16 protein-coding genes are annotated in these 18,508 nt (G+C 68.3%); 9 read left to right on the top strand and 7 right to left on the bottom strand.

What is annotated here, in order from left to right:
- Nucleotides 1-7: 7 nt before the first annotated feature.
- The 5 genes from ROZ37_RS08590 to ROZ37_RS08570 form a co-directional block, all read right to left on the bottom strand.
- Nucleotides 8-1,207 carry an ABC transporter permease gene (locus ROZ37_RS08590; protein ID WP_312658894.1) on the bottom strand — a complete coding sequence of 400 codons (1,200 nt, stop codon included), beginning with the start codon at nt 1,205-1,207 and terminating at the stop codon, nt 8-10.
- A complete protein-coding gene (locus tag ROZ37_RS08585) occupies nt 1,204-2,412 on the bottom strand; it encodes an ABC transporter permease (protein WP_312658893.1) in 1,209 nt (402 codons plus the stop codon). Before ROZ37_RS08585 ends, ROZ37_RS08590 begins: the two co-directional genes overlap by 4 nt.
- A complete protein-coding gene (locus ROZ37_RS08580) occupies nt 2,413-3,123 on the bottom strand; it encodes an ABC transporter ATP-binding protein (RefSeq protein WP_312658892.1) in 711 nt (236 codons plus the stop codon).
- 7 nt (nt 3,124-3,130) lie between these two features.
- Nucleotides 3,131-4,303: an efflux RND transporter periplasmic adaptor subunit gene (locus ROZ37_RS08575; protein ID WP_312658891.1), complete on the bottom strand. Its 1,173-nt coding sequence runs from the start codon at nt 4,301-4,303 to the stop codon at nt 3,131-3,133.
- A gap of 301 nt (nt 4,304-4,604) precedes the next feature.
- The gene (locus ROZ37_RS08570; protein WP_312658890.1) at nt 4,605-6,338 is read right to left on the bottom strand and encodes a glutamine--tRNA ligase/YqeY domain fusion protein; all 1,734 of its coding nucleotides are present in this window, start codon (nt 6,336-6,338) and stop codon (nt 4,605-4,607) included.
- A 183-nt stretch (nt 6,339-6,521) separates the two neighbouring features.
- Here ROZ37_RS08570 and ROZ37_RS08565 point away from each other — a divergent pair, with 183 nt between their 5' ends.
- Both ROZ37_RS08565 and crcB read left to right on the top strand, forming a co-directional pair.
- A complete protein-coding gene (locus ROZ37_RS08565) occupies nt 6,522-7,760 on the top strand; it encodes a mechanosensitive ion channel domain-containing protein (protein WP_312658889.1) in 1,239 nt (412 codons plus the stop codon).
- A 9-nt stretch (nt 7,761-7,769) separates the two neighbouring features.
- Nucleotides 7,770-8,165, top strand: a complete 396-nt coding sequence (gene crcB / locus ROZ37_RS08560; RefSeq protein ID WP_312658888.1) for a fluoride efflux transporter CrcB — start codon at nt 7,770-7,772, stop codon at nt 8,163-8,165.
- 8 nt (nt 8,166-8,173) lie between these two features.
- Here crcB and ROZ37_RS08555 read toward each other — a convergent pair whose 3' ends face one another.
- A complete protein-coding gene (locus tag ROZ37_RS08555) occupies nt 8,174-9,445 on the bottom strand; it encodes a TIGR03862 family flavoprotein (RefSeq protein WP_312658887.1) in 1,272 nt (423 codons plus the stop codon).
- The gene (locus tag ROZ37_RS08550; RefSeq protein ID WP_312658886.1) at nt 9,436-9,942 is read right to left on the bottom strand and encodes a DNA-deoxyinosine glycosylase; all 507 of its coding nucleotides are present in this window, start codon (nt 9,940-9,942) and stop codon (nt 9,436-9,438) included. Before ROZ37_RS08550 ends, ROZ37_RS08555 begins: the two co-directional genes overlap by 10 nt.
- A gap of 174 nt (nt 9,943-10,116) precedes the next feature.
- Here ROZ37_RS08550 and ROZ37_RS08545 point away from each other — a divergent pair, with 174 nt between their 5' ends.
- The 7 genes from ROZ37_RS08545 to dnaB all read left to right on the top strand — a co-directional run bounded on the left by ROZ37_RS08545 (nt 10,117) and on the right by dnaB (nt 18,253).
- On the top strand, nt 10,117-10,716 hold the full coding sequence (locus ROZ37_RS08545) for a Yip1 family protein (protein WP_312658884.1): 600 nt from the start codon (nt 10,117-10,119) through the stop codon (nt 10,714-10,716).
- 217 nt (nt 10,717-10,933) lie between these two features.
- Nucleotides 10,934-15,076 (top strand): ATP-dependent RNA helicase HrpA, encoded by a 4,143-nt coding sequence (gene hrpA, locus ROZ37_RS08540; RefSeq protein ID WP_312658883.1) that lies wholly within the window; start codon nt 10,934-10,936, stop codon nt 15,074-15,076.
- A gap of 198 nt (nt 15,077-15,274) precedes the next feature.
- Complete coding sequence (gene rpsF / locus ROZ37_RS08535) at nt 15,275-15,658, top strand: 30S ribosomal protein S6 (protein WP_312658882.1); 384 nt, start codon at nt 15,275-15,277, stop codon at nt 15,656-15,658.
- 1 nt (nt 15,659) lies between these two features.
- The gene (priB, locus tag ROZ37_RS08530) at nt 15,660-16,016 is read left to right on the top strand and encodes a primosomal replication protein N (RefSeq protein ID WP_312658881.1); all 357 of its coding nucleotides are present in this window, start codon (nt 15,660-15,662) and stop codon (nt 16,014-16,016) included.
- The gene (gene rpsR, locus ROZ37_RS08525; protein ID WP_312658880.1) at nt 15,976-16,251 is read left to right on the top strand and encodes a 30S ribosomal protein S18; all 276 of its coding nucleotides are present in this window, start codon (nt 15,976-15,978) and stop codon (nt 16,249-16,251) included. The genes priB and rpsR overlap by 41 nt, the downstream gene beginning before the upstream one ends.
- Before the next feature lie 15 nt (nt 16,252-16,266).
- A complete protein-coding gene (rplI, locus tag ROZ37_RS08520; RefSeq protein ID WP_312658878.1) occupies nt 16,267-16,719 on the top strand; it encodes a 50S ribosomal protein L9 in 453 nt (150 codons plus the stop codon).
- 133 nt (nt 16,720-16,852) lie between these two features.
- Complete coding sequence (dnaB, locus tag ROZ37_RS08515; protein ID WP_312658876.1) at nt 16,853-18,253, top strand: replicative DNA helicase; 1,401 nt, start codon at nt 16,853-16,855, stop codon at nt 18,251-18,253.
- Nucleotides 18,254-18,508: the final 255 nt, after the last annotated feature.

Genomic DNA, 18,508 nt, shown 5'->3' with positions numbered 1-18,508 from the left:
CCGCGGTTCATTCCGAGCGCAAGGCTTCGACCGGGTCGAGCCCGGCTGCGCGGCGCGCCGGCAGGACGCCGGCAAGCAGTCCGATCACGACCGCGAGCACTTCCGCGACGGCGACGAAATGCCACGGGGTATGCACCGGCAGCGCCGGGACGAGCAGGCCGACGAGTTGCGCGAGCCCCATGCCGACGACGAGGCCGAGTGCGCCGCCGACGGCGGCGAGCGCGACCGCCTCGCCGAGGAAGAGCCCGAGCACCGTCGAGCGTCGCGCGCCGAGGGCGACCAGCAGACCGATCTCGTTCGTGCGCTCGCTGACCGCGATCGTCATGATCGTGACGATGCCGACGCCGCCGACCGCGAGCGAAATGCCGCCGAGCGCGCCGACGGCAGCGGTGAGGATGCCGAGGATGTTAGACAGCCGCGCGAGCATGTCTTCCTGCGTCGTCAGCGTGACGTCGTCCTGGCCGTGGCGCGCCGCGAGCAACGCGCGGATGCTGGCCGCGACGGGCGCAGCCGGCGTCGTCTCCGGATAGGTGACGTTGATCTCCATCAGTCCGTCGCGGTTGTACAGCGCCATCGCACGACTCGTCGGCACGTAGGCGGTGTCGTCGAGATCGACCCCGAGAAACTGGCCTTTCTCCTCCATCACCCCGATCACGCGGAAGCGCTCGTCGCCGATCCGCACGCGCTCGCCGAGCGAGTTGGCGTTGCCGAACAGCTCGCGCTCGAGCTTCGCACCGAGCACGACGAAGGCGCGCGCGCCGACCGGGTCGTCCGGCGGCAGGAAGCGCCCGATCGCCACGCGCATCGAGAAGATCCGCGCCATGTCGGCGCCGACGCCGTAGATGCTCGTGCGGCGCACGCGTCCCGCGGCATGCACCTCCGAGTTGCCGTAGACGATGGGCGTCACGCCGGTCACGTGTGGCAGCCGGGCGAGCGCCGCGGCGTCGTCGAGCGTGAGTTCGCGGGTCGTGCTCGGCAGACCCGGCGGGCCGCCGCGCGCGCCCTGGCGACCGGGCGTGACCTGGATGATGTTCGTGCCGAACTGCGTGAATTCCTTCAGCACGAACTGGTGCAGGCCTTCGCCGATCGACGTCAGCAGGATCACCGCCGCGATGCCGACGCCGATGCCGAGCAGCGTCAGGAAGCTGCGCAGCCGGTGCGCGACGAGCGAGCGCAGCGCGAGCTGGAGGAAGTCCGCGAATTTCATCGTTTCGCGAGCGCCTGGACCGGATCGAGGCGCGCGGCGCGCCGGGCCGGCATCACGCCGAACAGGATGCCGGTCCCGAGCGCGGTGCCGATGCCGGCGTAGACCGCCCAGTCCGGCGGCCACGCCGGCAGCACCGGGAACGCGAGCCGCAGGCCCCATGCGCCGAGATGCCCGAGGGCGAAGCCGACGAGCGCGCCGGCGAGCGACAGCAGCGCCGCCTCCATCAGGAAGGCGAGCCGGATGTTGCGCGCGGTGGCGCCGAGCGCCTTCAGCAGGCCGATTTCGCCGGTGCGCTGCGTGACCGCGACGAGCATCACGTTCATCACGAGGATGCCGGCGACGGCGAGGCTGATCGCGGCGATGCCGGCGACCGCGAACGTCAGTGCGCCGAGGATGCGGTCGAAGGTGCCGAGCACCGCATCCTGCGTGATCACCGTGATGTCGAGCTCGCCGTCGTGGCGCTGGCGCATCAGATCCTCGACCTGCCGTTGGGCCGACGCGATCGCGTCGCGGCCGCGCGCTTCGACGAGCACGCGGAACAGCGTGTTCGTGTTGAACATCGCCTGTGCGGTCGCGACCGGGACGATGACGAGCTCGTCGTTCTTCATGCCCAGGCCCTGACCGGACTTCTGCAGCACGCCGACGACGCGCAGACGGCGGTCGCCGACGCGGATCATGCGGCCGACCGCGGGCTCGGTGCCGAAGAGTTCGTTCTGCAGCGTCGCGCCGAGCACCGCGACCGCCGTTGCCTGCTCGGGGTCTCCGGCCGGCAGGAAGCGTCCGACGCTGGTGCCCATGCGGCGGATGTCGAGGTACGCGGCGGTTGTGCCGACGACGACGACTTCGCGTAGCCGCCCGCCGTATGCGATCTCGGAATTGCCGACCGACATCGGCGCGACCCGTTGCACGGACGGCGCGCGCAGCAGCGCTTGCGCGTCGCGAATCGTCAGGTCGCGCGGCGTGTTCGTAAAGAGGCCACCGAGTCCGAGACCGCCCGTGTCCGAGCGGCCGGGCAGCACGATCACGAGGTTGCTGCCGAGCGACGAGAACTCATTGACGACGTAGCGCCGGGCGCCGTCGCCGAGCGCGGTGAGGATGACGACCGCGGCGACGCCGATCGACATCGCGAGAATCATCAGCGCGGTGCGCAGCGGATAGCCGGCCGCGGCGCGCAGGGCGAAACGCAGCGTGTCCGCGGGCGTCATCTATGGTGACGGCGACGACGGTGGGGAGGTGGCCGTGTGCAGGTCGGCAACCACTGCGCCGTCTTCCATCATCAGCCGTCGCCGCGCGCGGGCGCCCATCACCGGGTCGTGCGTGACGACGATCAACGTGACGCCGGATGCGTTGAGCCCTTCGAGCAGCGCGGTGACGTCCTGCCCGGTTGCGCGGTCGAGGTTGCCGGTCGGTTCGTCGGCGAGGATCAGCGCCGGGCGCATGATCGTCGCGCGCGCAATCGCGACGCGCTGCCGCTGGCCGCCCGAAAGCTCGTCCGGGCGGTGGCCGGCGCGCGACTCGAGGCCGAAGTTGCGCAGCGCCTCGGTGACCCGGTGCTTCCGCTCCGTGGGTGGTACGCCGGCGAGCATCAGCGGCAGCGCGACGTTCTCCGCCGCCGTCAGCCGCGGCACGAGATGGAAGCTCTGGAACACGAAGCCGATCCGGCTGCGGCGTACCTCGGCCTGTTCGTCAGCGCTCAGCGTCGTGACGTCGCGGCCTTCGAGGTGGTAGGTGCCGGCGTTCGGCCGGTCGAGCAAACCGAGGAGGTTCAGCAGCGTCGACTTGCCGGATCCGGACGGGCCCATCACTGCGACATATTCGCCGGCCTCGATCCTCAGCGACACCTCGCGCAGCGCATGGACTTCGCTGTCGCCGAGCTTGAAGACGCGCTCGATGCCGGCCAGTTCGATCTGCGACATCGCGGCGTCACTGCGCGGCCGATGCAGCGTCTTCGGGCGCCACCCGCGCGCCGGGGGCTACGCCCGCGCGTTCGAGCGAGCTGACGATGCGCTCGCCGGCCGCGAGCCCGTCGAGCACTTCGGTGTAGTCCCAGTTCGCGATACCCGGCTTGACTGCGCGTTCGGCGAGCGTGCCGCTTGCCGCGTCGTAGACGAGCACCGTGTTGCCTTCGCGCAGCGTCGCGGTCGGAATCCGCAGCGTGTCCTGTCGCACGTCGAGGATGATTTCGGCGTCCGCGCTGTAGCCGACGAGCAGCCCGTGCGCCTCGTCCGGCTGCACGAAGTCGATCTCGACGTCGACGGTGCGGGCCTGCTTTTCGATCGCGATGATGTAGGGCGCGACGCGCTTGACGCGCCCCTCGAACACCTTGCCCGGCAGCGCGTCGAGCGTCACGTGCGCCGCCTGCCCGGGGCGGATCTTGGGTGCGTCGATCTCGTCCATCGGCGCCTTCACGTACAGGCAGCTGTCGTCGATCAGGTCGATCGCCGGCGGGGTCGGCACCCCCGGCGGCGACGGCGTCGAATACTCGCCGAGTTCGCCAGTGATCTTCGCGACGGTGCCAGCGAACGGCGCGACCAGCACCGTGCGCTGGCGGTCGACCGCGGTCGCGTCGATCTGCGCCTCAGCGGTGCGCACGTCGGCGCGGGCCGTCTCGCAGACCGCGCGCCGCGCGAGCGCCTCGGTCCGCGCCTGCTCCTCGCGCGACGCCGAAATGAATTTCTGCAGGAACAGCTCGGTCTGGCGCGCCGCTTCGCGCTCGGCGTTGTCCGCCTGCGTGCAGGCTTCCCGGACGCGCTTGGTCGCCGTCGCCAGTTGCGCCCGGTTCACCGCGAGCCGCGCATCCTGATCCGCGTTCCACAGGCGCATCAGCACCTGGCCTTTTTCGACGCGGTCGCCTTCCTCGACCCCGAGATAGTCGATGCGCCCGCCGATGATCGGCGACAGCTTCGTGCGCTGGCAGGCCTCGACCTCGCCGGCGCGGGTGTTCGACAGCGTCGCTTCGACCGTGCCGCGGCCGACCTCGACGAGCACAACCGGAATCGGCTTCGGGCGGGTCAGCCACCAGACGGCGGCGGCGAGGAGAGCGACAACGAGGACGGTGACGAGAATTGCGCGGCTGCGCCGCAGGAAGGGCGTCATCGGTTTCCAGTCGGCATTTTCGGGGGATCATCCGCCGACGACATGAAGCTTGCAAGCGCGTGAGGCGCGGCCATCGGGGCCGTCACCTCCATGCGGAGAAGAAGCGCGCCACCGCCGCGCGGGGCGGGACATCGGTCTCGAGTTGCGCCACTTGCTCGTCGAGTGCCTCCGCGGCGCCCGCCGCAGCTTCTGCGTTCGCGACCGCGGGCCGGAGCCGGGCGGGCCGCGCGTCGACACACCCGAGCCGCGCCCCTCGGAACCACAATGCGGGGAACGTGCGCGGCCGCGTCAACGACCGCCATCACCCCTTCGTCTTGCTCCACGAATCCTTCAGCGTGACCGTCCGGTTGAACACCGGCGCCCCGGCTTTCGAGTCGAGGCGGTCGGCGACGAAATAACCGTGGCGTTCGAACTGGAAGCGATCTTCGGCGCGCGCGTCGCGCAGCGCGGGCTCGAGCCGCGCGCGGATCGTGCGCTTCGAGTCGTAGTTGAGGTCGTCGACAAAGCTGCGCTCGAAGTCCTCCGGGTCGTCCTCGCGCCGGTTGCCGGGGTAGGGCTGTGCGAACAGGCGGTCGTACAGCCGCACCTCCGCTTCGTAGCCGTGCGCGACCGACACCCAGTGCAGGTTGCCCTTGACCTTGACGCTGTCGGCGCCCGGCGTGCCGGACTTGGTATCCGGCAGGTACTCGCACAGCACCGCGGTCACGTTGCCGTCGAGATCCTTCTCGCAGCTGGTGCATTTGACGACATAGCCGTAGCGCAGCCGCGCCATGTTGCCGGGATAGAGCCGGTGGAAGCCTTTTACCGGCGTTTCCATGAAATCCTCGCGTTCGATCCACAGTTCGCGCGAGAACGGCATCTCCCGGCGGCCGAGCTCGGGCTTCAGCGGATGGTTCGGCGCCTCGCACTGTTCCGTGTGGCCTTCGGGGTAGTTCGTGATCACGAGCTTCAGCGGGTCGAGCACCGCGACGCGCCGCTCGGCCGCATCGTTGAGGTCTTCGCGCATGCATTCCTCGAGCACGCTGAAGTCGATCCAGCTGTCGGATTTCGTCACGCCGATGCGTTCCGCGAAGAGGCGGAAGCCGCCAGCGGTGAAGCCGCGGCGGCGGGCGCCCATCAGCGTCGGCAGGCGTGGGTCGTCCCAGCCGTCCACGTGACGCTCGTCGACCAGCTGGATCAGTTTGCGCTTCGACAGCACGACGTAGGTCAGGTTGAGCCGCGCGAATTCGATCTGCTGCGGCAGCGGCCGCGGGAAGAAGCCTCCGGTCGCGAGTGCGTCGAGCAGCCAGTCGTAGAACGGCCGCTGGTCCTCGAACTCGAGAGTGCAGACCGAATGCGTGATGTTCTCGATTGCGTCCTCGATCGGGTGCGCGAAGGTGTACATCGGGTAGATGCACCAGGCGTCGCCGGTGCGGTGGTGCGTCGCGCGGCGGATGCGGTAGATCGCCGGGTCGCGCAGGTTCAGGTTGGGCGACGCCATGTCGATCTTCGCGCGCAGGACGTGCTTGCCGTCGGCGAACTCGCCGGCGCGCATGCGGCGGAACAGGTCCAGGTTTTCCTCGACGCTGCGATTGCGGTACGGGCTTTCGCGGCCCGGCTCGGTCAGCGTGCCGCGATAGGCGCGCATCTCGTCGGCCGACAGCGACTCGACGTAGGCGCGCCCCGAGGTGATCAGGTACTCGGCGCACGCGTACATGCGGTCGAAATAGTCCGACGCGAAGTACAGGTGCTCGCCCCAGTCGAAGCCGAGCCAGTGCACCGCCTCGATGATCGAGTCGACGTATTCCTGCTCTTCCTTCTCCGGGTTCGTGTCGTCGAAGCGCAGGTGGCAGACGCCGTTGTAGCGCTCGGCGAGACCGAAGTTCAGGCAGATCGATTTCGCGTGGCCGTAATGGAGGTAGCCGTTCGGCTCCGGCGGGAAGCGCGTCTCGACGCGGCCGCCCCATTTTCCGCTCCGCCCGTCCTCTTCGATGATGTTGCGGATGAAGTTGGACGGGGCGGCGGGAGTGCCTTCTTTCGGCGTGTTCGGATTCATCGGTTCGGGCAATTCCGGGAGTCGGGCGCCGCCAGCAGCGGCGCGGGTTGCGAATGGCGGCGATTGTAGCCGATGACGCGAGCGTGGGCCGGTCCCGGGGGCGGCGGGCGCGCCGGCTATAATCCGCGCCTGGCGCGCGCCGACGGCTTCGCGGGCGCCGCGGCCCCGACCAGAAGGAGAGAGATGCCCGAAGAACTCGTCCGCGCCGACGCCTGGCTGGAACAGTACCCGTTCGCCTACACGGTCGTCGCGATCGTGACGCTCGTCTCGGTCGCGTGGCTCGCGAACTGGCTCACGCGGCACGTCCTGCTGCGCGCGCTGCGGCGCGGGCTCGCGGCGACCTCGCTGCGCGACGACCCGGTCCTGTCCCGCCTCGAAGTCGTCGGGCGCCTCGCCGGCCTGGTGCCGGCGCTGATCCTGTACGGCGGCGTCGGCCTGCTCGACCTGCCCGACGCGTTCGTGACCGTCGTGCGCAACGTCTGCGCCGCATTCATCGTGCTGACGATCGCGCTCGCGGTCGGCGAGGCGCTCGAGCTGCTGAATGCGCTCTACATGCGGCGGCCGAATGCGTACCGGCGGCCGATCAAGGGCTATCTCGAAGTCCTGAAGATTGCGATCTACGTCATCGCGACGATCCTGATGGTGGCCGCGCTCGTCGACCGCTCGCCGCTGATCCTGCTGTCGGGCCTCGGCGCGATGGCCGCGGTGCTGATGCTGATCTTCCAGGACACGCTGCTGTCGCTCGTCGCGAGTGTGCAGATTTCGTCGAACGACATGCTGCGCGTCGGCGACTGGATCGAGATGCCGCAGTTCAACGCCGACGGCGACGTCATCGACATCGCGCTGCACACGGTGAAGGTGCAGAACTGGGACAAGACGATCACGACGATCCCGACGAAGCGCCTCATCAGCGAGTCGTTCAAGAACTGGCGCGGGATGCGTGAGTCCGGCGGACGGCGCATCAAGCGCAGCCTGTTCCTCGATCAGCACAGCGTGCGCTTCCTGACCGACGAGGAACGCCGCCGGCTCGACCGTTTCGCGTTGCTCGACGGCTATCTGCCGGCGAAGGAGGCCGAGCTCGAAGCGTGGAACCAGTCGGTCGTGGGCGCCGGGCGTGACGCCGTCAATCGCCGCCGCGTGACCAACATCGGCACCTTCCGCGCGTACGTCGAGCGCTACCTGCGGCGCCACCCGGGCGTGCACCAGGGGATGATGCTGATGGTGCGCCAGCTCGCGCCGACCTCCGACGGTCTGCCGCTCGAGCTGTACTGCTTCGCGAACACGATCGTGTGGGTCGACTACGAGGCGACGCAGTCGGACATCTTCGACCACTTGCTCGCGATCCTGCCCGAGTTCGGGCTGCGCGTATTCCAGCACCCGAGCGGCGCCGACATGCGGGCGCTCGCCGCGGGCACGTCCTGAGGAGAGACGATGACGTCGGCAATCGGTGTGACGGCGTTCGCGGCGATCGGCGCGGGCGCGGCGGTGGGCGCGTGGCTGCGCTGGGGACTCGGCCTGCTGCTGAACCCACTGTTCCTGATGGTCCCGTTCGGCACGCTCGCGGCAAACCTGCTCGGCGGCCTGCTGATGGGTGGCGCGCTCGCGTGGATCCACGCGGTGCCCGAAATGCCGCCGGCGCTGCGGTTGCTGCTGACGACGGGCTTTCTCGGCGGATTGACGACGTTCTCGACGTTTTCAGCCGAAGGTCTGCATCTCGTGCAGCGCGGGGAGTGGGGCTGGCTCGCGGTCCACACCGTCGTCCATGTCGTCGGCTCGCTGCTGATGGCCTGGGTGGGTTACGCCGCGTTCAACGCCTGGCGCGGCTGACCGGGAAGCTATCGGCCGCCCGCCTCGAGCCAGTCGCTCGCGCCGAGTCCCGCGGCCAGCCCGGTGGCGAAGCAGCCGGTCAGCAGATAGCCGCCCGTCGGCGCCTCCCAGTCGAGCATCTCGCCGCAGCAGAACACCCCCGGCAGCGCGCGCAGCATCAGCCGCTCGTCGAGATCCTCGAAAACGACGCCGCCCGCGGTGCTGATCGCCTCGTCGAGCGGCCGCGGCGCGACGAGCGCGAGCGGCAGCGCCTTGATCGCAGCGGCGAGCCGCGCCGGCGACGCGAACTCGGCCGGGGACAGGCATTCGCGCAGCAGTCCGGCCTTGACGCCTGCGATGCCCGCCTTGCTCTGCAAGTGGCTCGCGACCGAGCGCGTTCCGCGCGGACGTGAGAGTTCGTCGGCGAGCCGTTCGAGGCTGCGTCCCGGCGCGAGGTCGAGCGACAGCGTCACCGCGCCGGCGGTGGCGATCGTGTCGCGCAGCGGCGCCGACAGTGCGTAGATCAGGCTGCCTTCGAGTCCGTGGTCGGAGATCATGCATTCGCCGGCGCGCTGGTGGCGGTCGCCGCGGGCGTCGGTGAAGGACAGCACGACGGATTTCAGCGGGTGGCCGGCGAAACGCGTACGGAAATGCTCGCTCCAGCCGCTCGCACCAGCGCCCGTTTCGCGCGCACCGACGTCGAAGCCGCAGTTGGCCGGCCGCAGCGGCGCGATCGCGACGCCGCGTTCGGCAAGGCGCGGGACCCACGCGCCGTCCGACCCGAGCTTCGCCCAGCTCGCGCCGCCGAGCGCGAGGACCACCGCGTCGGCATCGACACCGATCTCGCCGTCGGGCGTCGCGAAGCGCAGGCCGCGCGTCGCGAGAGCGCTTTCGTCTTGCCATCCGAGCCAGCGGTGGCGCGGGCGAAAGCGCACGCCGGCGCTCCGCAGTCGGTGCAGCCAGGCCCGCAGCAGCGGCGCCGCCTTCATCTCGGTCGGGAAGACGCGCCCCGAGCTGCCGACGAAAGTCTCGACCCCGAGGCCGGTCGCCCAGGCCCGCAGTTCGGTGGCGCCGAAGGCCGCGAGCAGCGGCTCGAGCTCGCGCCGTCGCTCGCCGTAGCGGGTAAGAAAGATTTCGGGCGCTTCCGAGTGCGTCAGGTTCAAACCGCCGATCCCGGCGAGCAGGAACTTGCGCCCCACCGACGGCATCGCGTCGTAGAGATCCACCGCGTGGCCGCGCGCGGCGAGCATGTCGGCCGCGATCAGTCCGGCGGGCCCGCCGCCGATGACGACTACGCGCACCGCGCGATCTCTCGCCAGGCGGCGAGCTTCGCCGGATACGGAATCGATGCGTTCGCGGGGCTCGTCGATGGCAGGCGCCGCAGCGTGAAGTCGAAATGCTCCCCGAGCACCGGCAGCGCGTGGCGGCGGAAGCACTGCTCGGCAGCGGTGCCGTTGCAGAACACGCGGTCGATCGCCGGGTGGTGTACGAAGAACGCCGCGAAGTCGTTGACCTCGATCGAGTCGGTCTGGATGTTCGAATCGAGGCTGCCTTCGCGGCGACATGCGCCGAGCACGTCCCATAGCGCGTAGCCCGCTTCGGCGAGGCGGCGCGTGCGTTCCGCGTACGGCAGCGCCGGGTCGATGCCGAGCACCGCGCCGATGATCGGCCAGAAGTGATTGCGCGGATGCGCGTAATACTCGACCGCCGCGAGCGACGCGGCGCCCGGCATGCTGCCGAGGATCAACGTATGGGCGCCGGCGGCGGCGATCGGCGCAAAGCCTTCGAGTCGGGACATCGGATCGGACAGGCGGGGAAAGCCAGGCAAGGTACCGACGCGACCTGCGCTCGGCAAGCGCGGCGCGTCCGCCAGCCGAAAACTGCCGGCTGCCTACAATGGAACGAGGCGGGATCGTTCGAACTTCCTGTCGGTCGAATGTGAGTCTCGCCACGTCACCAGAGGAGGTCGACGATGAACACGCACAACTTTCCGAAGATGTTTTATTCGTATCGCGAGGGCTGGGACGAGCTGATGCGGATCCACCCGACGGTGAGCAGGCTTTTTCTCACCTTCGTGATGCCGATGTCGCTGATTCCGCCGGCGATGGTGCTGTACGCGATGCTGGTGACCCCGGGCTCGGTGTTCCCGGCGCTGGTGCCGCACATCACGGTTGCCGAGGCGGTCGGCGTCGCGGTCGCGTTCTACGTCGCGGAACTCGCGATGGTTGCGCTGATGGCGTCGATCATTCAGCAGATGGGTGACGTCGTCGAGCGGACACCGACGTACGAAGACGCGTTTGTGCTCGCGGCGGTCGCGCCGACGCCGCTGTGGCTGTCGGCGCTCGCGCTGTTCATACCGGTCTCGTGGGTGGCGGTAGTCGTCGTCGCGCTCGCGTGGGTCGCCTCGGCCGCATTGATCTACCACGGCGTCTATCCGCTGTTCCGGCTCGACCACCCAGGCAAGGCGCGGATCATGGGGTCCTTCGTGCTGATGACCGGGGTCGTCGCGTGGTTCGCGCTGCTGGTCATACTTGCGCTCGCGATGAGCATGATCGTCGGCTTGCGCGGCTGACGGGAACGGGCGGCGGAGCGTGCCCGCTTCGCCGCCGGATGAGGCGGTCGCGCGTCTCGCCGCGAGCGCCTGCCGCGGCTTGCGCCCGGCGAAGTCGGCGGCCCGGCGCCTTCTGGCATAATCCCGCCGCACCTGCGGCGCGCGGCAGCGGCCGCCAACGAACGACTTCTGTCCTCTGCGACGCCGAGCGGACCTTCCATCCGGCCACTTTCCGATATTGACGATCATCGACACGCCCAACGATCGCGCCGGCGAGCGCTCCGCCTTTGCCGACTGCCTGAGCGTCGACCGGCCCAGGCTGCGGCGACTTGCCGGTGAGCTGAAACGGCCGCAAACCGGCCGGCGCGAACGCGCGCAAGCCGACTTCGACGCGCTGCTCGCGCGCTCCCGGGCCGCGTTCGCCGAGCGCCGGGCGCGGCTGCCTCAGCCGGAATTCCCGCCGGAACTACCGGTCACGCAGAAGCGCGACGAGATCGCCGCGGCGATCGCTGCGCACCAGGTCGTGATCGTCTCGGGCGAAACCGGCTCGGGCAAGACGACGCAGCTGCCGAAGATCTGCCTCGCGCTCGGCCGCGGCGTCGCCGGGTTGATCGGCCATACGCAGCCGCGCCGGCTCGCCGCCCGCGCGACGGCGAGCCGCATCGCGCAGGAGTTGAAATCCGAACTCGGCCAGGCGGTCGGCTACAAGATCCGCTTCACCGACCGCATCGGCGCCGCGAGCCACATCAAGCTGATGACCGACGGCATCCTGCTCGCCGAGACGCAGGGCGACCCGCTGCTCGCGGCGTACGACACGCTGATCATCGACGAGGCGCACGAGCGCAGCCTGAACATCGACTTCCTGCTCGGCTACCTGAAGACGCTGCGGCCGCGCCGCCCCGACCTGAAAGTCATCGTGACCTCGGCGACGCTCGACGCCGACCGCTTCGCGCGTCATTTCGGCGCGCCGGGGAGTCCGGTGCCGGTGATCGAGGTGTCCGGCCGGCTGTATCCGATTGAAATGCGTTACCGCCCGGTTGAGGACGACGACACCGCGGTAGACGAGCGCCGTACGCCGCGGCGCGACAAGGGGCGCGACCTGTACGACGCGATCGTCGACGCGGTCGACGAGGCGCACCGCAGCGGCCCCGGCGACACCCTAGTATTCCTGCCCGGCGAGCGCGAGATCCGCGAAGCCGCCGAGGCCTTGCGCAAGGCGCATCACGCCGGCAGCATCGAGATCCTGCCGCTTTATGCGCGCCAGTCCGCGCAGGAGCAGGCGCGTGTATTTTCCCCGGGCCGCGGCCGGCGCGTCGTGCTCGCGACCAACGTCGCGGAGACTTCGCTGACCGTCCCCGGCATCCGCTACGTCGTCGACACCGGCCTCGCGCGAGTCAAGCGTTACTCGCACCGCAACAATGTCGAGCAGCTGCAGGTCGAGAGGATCGCGCAGTCGGCGGCGAAGCAGCGCGCCGGGCGTTGCGGACGGGTGATGGACGGGATCTGTTTCCGCCTCTACGACGAAACCGATTTCGACAAGCGGCCGCCGCACACCGACCCGGAAATCCTGCGCTCGTCACTCGCCGGCGTGATCCTGCGGATGAAGTCGCTGCGGCTCGGTGAAGTCGAGGATTTCCCGTTCCTCGACGCGCCGCTGCCGCGCATGATCGCCGACGGCTACCAGCTGCTCACCGAGCTCGGCGCGCTCGACGAGGACAGCGCGGCGCGCGAGCTGACGCCGACCGGCCGCGAACTCGCGAAGCTGCCGCTCGACCCGAAGATCGGCCGCATGATCCTCGCCGCGCGCGATCGTGCCTGCGTCAAGGAAGTGCTCGTGATCGCCGCCGCGCTGTCAGTGCAGGACCCGCGCGAGCGCAATCCGGAGAGCCCCGGCGCCGCCGACCAGGCGCACGCGAAATTCCGCGGCGGCGAGCAGGACCAGCGCTCCGAGTTCCTGTGGTACTGGAACCTGTGGAAGGCGTGGGACGAGACGGTCCGCCACGAATCCGGCAGCAAGCAGAAGACGTGGGCGAAGCGGAATCACCTGTCGTACCTGCGACTGCGTGAATGGCGCGACGTGCACAGCCAGCTGCTGACGCTGTGCACCGAGCACGGCTGGAAGGAAAACTCCGAGTCCGCGCACTACGACGCGATCCACAAGGCGCTGCTCACCGGGCTGCTCGGTCACGTCGGCAGCAAGATCGAGGACGCGAGCGGTCCGCAGGCGGGCAGCTACCTCGGCGCGCGCGGCATCAAGTTCTGGCCGCATCCGGGCTCGACGCTCGCGAAGAAGGCCGGCAAGTGGATCGTCTGCGCCGAGCTCGTCGAGACCTCGCGGCTCTTCGGCCGCTGCCTCGCGAAGATCGAGCCGGAGTGGCTCGAGGAGGTCGGCGGCCATCTCGTGAAGCGCCAGGTGTTCGAGCCGCACTGGTCGAAGGCGTCGGGCGCGGTGCGCGCGTGGGAGCGCGGCACGCTGCACGGTCTGGTGTTGTACGCCCGACGCGGCGTCGGCTACCGCGACATCGATCCGACGCTGTGCCGCGAACTCTTCGTCCGCGAAGGCCTCGTGCAGGGCGAAATCGCCGAAGGACCCGCGCGCGGCATGGCTTTCCTGCAGCACAACCGCCGGCTCGTCGCCGAAATCGAACGCCTCGAGCACAAGTCGCGCCGCCCCGACGTGCTCGTCGACGAGAGGCTGATCGAGGCGTTCTACGAGTCGAAACTGCCGTCCGATGTGATGGACGTCGCGAGCTTCGAGCGTTGGCGCAAGTCCGCCGAGCAGGCCGAGCCGAAGCTGCTCTATCTGACGCGTGACCAGCTGATGCGTCACGAGGCCGAAGGCATCACGACCGACCGCTTCCCGTCGAGCTTCGACGTGCTCGGCCAGAGGCTGAAGCTGACGTATCTCCACCAGCCGGGCGAGCCCGACGACGGCGTCACGCTGACGGTGCCGCTCGCGATGCTGAACCAGATCCCGGCGAATCGGTGCGAATGGTTAGTGCCGGGGCTCCTCGAGGAGAAGGCCGCCGCGCTGCTGCGTACCGTGCCGCAAAAGCACCGCCACCGCCTGCAGCCGATCGCCGACAGCGCGGCGGCATTCGCCGCGCAATCCGGGGCGGGCGAGTTCGATGTCGACGAGCCGTTGCTGCGCGCGCTGCAGCGCTTCGTCGAGGAGCGCGTGTCGCTGAAGCTGCCGATCGAGTCGTTCCGCCCGGAAAACCTGAATCCGCATTTCTTCATGAATTTCCGCGTGGTCGATGAGCACGGCCGCGTGCTCGGGCAGTCGCGCACTCTCGCGGAGATGCGGACGCGTTTGCGCGACCAGGTCGCCGAACGTTTCCGCGGCGCGCGCATCGCGCTGTCGACAGCCGGGCCGATCGATGCCGGCATTGCTGCCGGTGCGCCGACGGCCTCCAACGGAGCGGGCAAGGGACGGCCGGCGCCGAGCGGCTCCGTGTCCGGCGGCGGCCGTGAGGCGGCGAAGGGTGCCGCAGCGGGGCGGACCAAAGACCCGGCTGCGGCGACCGGTCTCGCAGGGCTGACCGCCTGGACTTTCGGCCCGCTGCCGGAACTCCTCGAAGTGAAGGTCGCCGGCCGCGACGTGATCGGCTACCCGGCGCTGCACGACGACGGGGACAGCGTTTCGCTGCGTCCCTACGACACGCCGGAAGAAGCGGCGAAAGTCCATCGCAAGGGACTCGCGCGTCTCTTCGCGCTCGCGCTGAAAGACCAGGTGCGCGCGATCGAGAAGCTGCCGGGCCTGCGGGAGCTGGCGCTCGCGTTCATCCCGTTCGGCACCGACGCGGAACTGAAGGCGCAGCTCGTCGCCGCGACGCTCGCCCGCACCTGCCTGCTCGATCCGCTGCCGATGGACGCCGCCAGCTTCGAGCGCCGCTGTGCCGAGGCGAAGCCGCGCATCACGCTCGTCGCGCAAGAGTTCATGCGCCTTGCGACGGCGCTGATCGCCGAACACGCGGCGCTGCAGAAGCGTCTCGCCGCGCTCCGTGCCTTTCCCGAAGTCGCCGCCGACATCCAGGCGCAAGTCCGCGAGCTGCTGCCGAAGAATTTCCTCGTCGCGCAGCCATGGGAGCGGCTCGCACAGTGCTCGCGCTATCTGAAGGCGGCCGGTGTGCGGCTCGACAAGCTGCGCAACAACCCGGCTCGCGACGCGCAGCTCCTGGCCGACTGGCGTTCGCTCGCGCAACCGTTCGAGCGGGAACTCCTCGCGAAGCGCAAGGCGAGCGTCATCGACCCGGCTCTCGACGAGTTCCGCTGGCTGCTCGAGGAGCTGCGCGTCGCGTTGTTCGCGCAGGAGCTGAAGACGCCGATGCCGATGTCGGTCAAGCGGCTGCAGAAGATCTGGAACGCGCGGCCGCGTTAAGCCGCACGCCGTCTCGCCCGGCGCGTTTCGGCCGGGCTCGGGCGTTGCTGCCTCGAGCGACCGGAGCGCGGCTGCCGGATCTCATAGTGACCGCCAATGGCATTGATTCGCCACGTCTTTCCTGCTATCGTGCCCGGCTTTCCCTTGCTCCACCGGTCCGCATGCCGGGGAGCTGACATCAAACCGCAAGGAGTCTGCATGCGACATTATGAAGTTGTATTCATCGTCCACCCGGACCAGTCGGAACAGGTCCCGGCGATGATCGAGCGCTATAAGGCGATCGTCACCGCCCGCGACGGCCAGATCCACCGCCTCGAAGACTGGGGTCGTCGTCAGATGGCCTATCCGATCCAGAAGGTGCACAAGGCCCACTATGTGCTCATGAACATCGAGTGCGACGGCGAAGCGCTCGGCGAGCTCGAGCATGCGTTCAAGTTCAACGACGCCGTGTTGCGCCACCTCGTGGTCAAGATGAAGAAGGCCGTGACGGTGCCGTCGCCGATGATGAAGGAAGAAAAGTCGCGCTCGCTGACCGCTGCGCCCGCTGCCGAGTCGAAGCCGGCCGAAGCCGCGTCGGCCTGAGGTGGCTGAGCCCGGGGCGAACGAACTGCGCCTCGATGCACGGATAGCGGAGCTGCTGCCCTTGCGTCGAACCCCGGCAGGAGTGCCGATCGCCGCTTGCGGCCTCGCGCACGAATCGAAGCAGGACGAGGCCGGCATGGCCCGCGATGTTTCGGTGGAACTGCAGGCGGTCGCGGTCGGCGAACTGGCCAGCGTGCTGGCCGGCGCCTCTCCCGGCATGAGGATACGGGCCACCGGATTTCTCGCTGCGAAGAGTCTTCGCAGCAGGGCGCCGGTGTTGCACCTGAGCAAGATCGAATTTCTGGAAGGAAACGAAAATGGCTTTCAAGCCCAAGTCGAAGTTCAAGAAAAAGGATGATCGCGGCAACCGCGGTCTGTTCAAGCGTCGCAAGTTCTGCCGCTTCACGGCCGAGAAGATCGAGGAAGTCGACTACAAGGATGTGGACATCCTGAAGGACTTCATCACCGAGAACAGCAAGATCATGCCGGCCCGCATCACCGGCACGAAGGCGGGCTACCAGCGTCAGCTGTCGACCGCGATCAAGCGTGCGCGCTTCCTCGCGCTGCTGCCGTACACCGATCTGCACAAGTAATAGGAGAGATCGGACATGCAAATCATTCTGCTCGAAAAAGTCGCCAACCTCGGCGTGCTCGGCGATGTCGTCAAGGTCAAGGACGGCTACGCCCGCAATTACCTGATTCCGCAGGGCAAGGCCAAGCGCGCGACCCAGGCCAACATGGCCGAGTTCGAAGCGTTGCGTGCCGAGCTCGAGCGCACGCACGCGGAGAAGCTGGCGGAAGCTCAGGCGCTCGCGTCGAAGTTCGAAGGGCTTATGGTCCAGGTCACCCGCAAGGCCGGCATGGACGGCCGTCTGTTCGGCTCGGTCACGAACATCGACGTCGTTGACGCGCTTGAAGCCCAGGGCTTCAAGGTCGAGCGCAGCGCCGTGCGGATGCCGGAAGGCCCGATCAAGCAGATCGGCGACACGCAGATCGACATCGCGCTGCACTCGGACGTCGTCGTCCCCGTGACGGTCTCGGTGCTCGGCGAGCAAGCGTAAGCAGGTCGGATTTTCCGATCCATGAGGGGCTGCTTCGGCAGCCCCTTTGTTTTTTGTCCCTCATCGGGTTCTTTCCGCGGCAGCCGCCGGGCCGGCTTCGGTAAGATTCCCCTTCCTTCGTGGACTTTCCGTCATGGCCAGCTCGAAGCGACGATTTTCCGACAACCCCGCTGATCCGCAGATTTCCGCGATCAAGCTCCCTCCGCATTCGCTGGAGGCCGAGCAGTCGCTGATTGGCGGCATCCTGCTCGACAACGCCGCATGGGAACGCATTGCCGATCTCGTGAACGACGCCGATTTTTATCGCGACGACCATCGGCGCATCTACCGGCAGATTGCACGCCTGATCGACCTCGGGAAACCGGCGGACGTCGTCACCGTGTTCGAGTCCCTGGAGAAGGTCGGCGAAGCCGAGCAGGCCGGCGGTCTCGCCTATCTCGCCGAAATCGCGAACAACACGCCCTCGGCAGCGAACATTCGCCGTTATGCCGAAATCGTTCGCGAGCGCGCGATCCTGCGCAAACTGGTCGCGGTCGGCGACGACATTGCGGCGAGCGCGCTGAGTGCATCGGGGAAGGACGCGAAGACCTTGCTCGACGAGGCCGAGGCGAAAGTTTTCGAGATCGCCGAGGCCGGCGCGAGGCACGCCAGCGGCTTCGTTTCGATCCAGCCAATCCTGAAACAGGTCGTCGATCGGGTGCAGGAGCTGTACGACCGTGACAATCCTTCGGAAGTCACGGGCGTGCCGACCGGCCTCGTTGACCTCGACGAGAAGACCTCGGGCCTTCAGCCGTCCGACATGATCATCGTTGCGGGCCGTCCGGCGATGGGCAAGACGACTTTCGCGTTGAACGTCGCCGAGCACGTCGCGGTGGATTGTCGTCTGCCGGTCGCGATCTTCTCGATGGAAATGCCCGGGACGCAATTGGCGACGCGATTCATCTCTTCGGTCGGGCGCATCGACCAGGGGAAGATCCGGACGGGGCGACTCGGAGACGAGGATTGGCAGCGTCTGACGATGGCGATGGGCAAGCTCTACGACGCGCCGTTGTTCATCGACGAAACCCCCGGGCTGAACCCGATCGATCTGCGCGCGCGCGCGCGTCGTCTTGCGCGTCAGTGCGGCAAGCTCGGTTTGATCGTCATTGATTACCTGCAGCTGATGAGCGGCACGAAGGAAAGCGACAACCGCGCGTCGGAACTCTCGGAGATCTCGCGCTCGATCAAATCCCTCGCGAAGGAACTGCACGTGCCGATTATCGCGCTGTCGCAGCTGAACCGCAGCCTGGAGCAGCGTCCGAACAAGCGCCCCGTAATGTCCGACCTTCGCGAATCGGGCGCTATCGAGCAGGACGCGGACATCATCATGTTCATCTACCGCGATGAGGTTTATAACCCGGACTCGCCCGACAAGGGATCGGCGGAATTGATTATCGGCAAGCACCGGAACGGCCCGACCGGCACAGTGCGCATGACCTTCATCGGCGAATGCACGCGGTTCGAGAATTACGCGGGGGCACCCGGCGGGTACTGAGCAGGCCGGAAAGCCGGGCGCCGGCGGGGCGAGCCTCTCGCAGAGCGCGGCGGGCGAGCGGCTAACTAAGGAATCGGTCGGCGCGCGCGTTTTCCTTGCCGCCTTTTTTCACCTCCTGTTGACACCTATTTTGAAGTGTCTATAATTCGCCGCTCTTCGCAGCGCCTCGGTGGTTTTGGTTGGGGCGCGACGAGGCGGCGGCAAGAGAAGCTTCCCCGGGTTGAAATAAAAAGCACGGTGGGGGTTGACGGTAGT

The sequence above is a fragment of the Aromatoleum sp. genome (genome assembly GCF_032027225.1).
Taxonomy (GTDB): domain Bacteria; phylum Pseudomonadota; class Gammaproteobacteria; order Burkholderiales; family Rhodocyclaceae; genus Aromatoleum.
Note: the sequence above shows the minus strand (reverse complement) of the source record. Positions and strands in the feature narration are given on the sequence as shown.

Bases quoted from the DNA above. Each gene is read 5' to 3' on its own strand.
- ROZ37_RS08590 (WP_312658894.1), bottom strand. From the start codon at position 1,207: ATGAAATTCGCGGACTTCCTCCAGCTCGCGCTGCGCTCGCTCGTCGCG.
- ROZ37_RS08585 (WP_312658893.1), bottom strand. From the start codon at position 2,412: ATGACGCCCGCGGACACGCTGCGTTTCGCCCTGCGCGCCGCGGCCGGC.
- ROZ37_RS08580 (WP_312658892.1), bottom strand. From the start codon at position 3,123: ATGTCGCAGATCGAACTGGCCGGCATCGAGCGCGTCTTCAAGCTCGGC.
- ROZ37_RS08575 (WP_312658891.1), bottom strand. From the start codon at position 4,303: ATGACGCCCTTCCTGCGGCGCAGCCGCGCAATTCTCGTCACCGTCCTC.
- ROZ37_RS08570 (WP_312658890.1), bottom strand. From the start codon at position 6,338: ATGAATCCGAACACGCCGAAAGAAGGCACTCCCGCCGCCCCGTCCAAC.
- ROZ37_RS08565 (WP_312658889.1), top strand. From the start codon at position 6,522: ATGCCCGAAGAACTCGTCCGCGCCGACGCCTGGCTGGAACAGTACCCG.
- crcB (WP_312658888.1), top strand. From the start codon at position 7,770: ATGACGTCGGCAATCGGTGTGACGGCGTTCGCGGCGATCGGCGCGGGC.
- ROZ37_RS08550 (WP_312658886.1), bottom strand. From the start codon at position 9,942: ATGTCCCGACTCGAAGGCTTTGCGCCGATCGCCGCCGCCGGCGCCCAT.
- ROZ37_RS08545 (WP_312658884.1), top strand. From the start codon at position 10,117: ATGAACACGCACAACTTTCCGAAGATGTTTTATTCGTATCGCGAGGGC.
- rpsF (WP_312658882.1), top strand. From the start codon at position 15,275: ATGCGACATTATGAAGTTGTATTCATCGTCCACCCGGACCAGTCGGAA.
- rpsR (WP_312658880.1), top strand. From the start codon at position 15,976: ATGGCTTTCAAGCCCAAGTCGAAGTTCAAGAAAAAGGATGATCGCGGC.
- rplI (WP_312658878.1), top strand. From the start codon at position 16,267: ATGCAAATCATTCTGCTCGAAAAAGTCGCCAACCTCGGCGTGCTCGGC.
- dnaB (WP_312658876.1), top strand. From the start codon at position 16,853: ATGGCCAGCTCGAAGCGACGATTTTCCGACAACCCCGCTGATCCGCAG.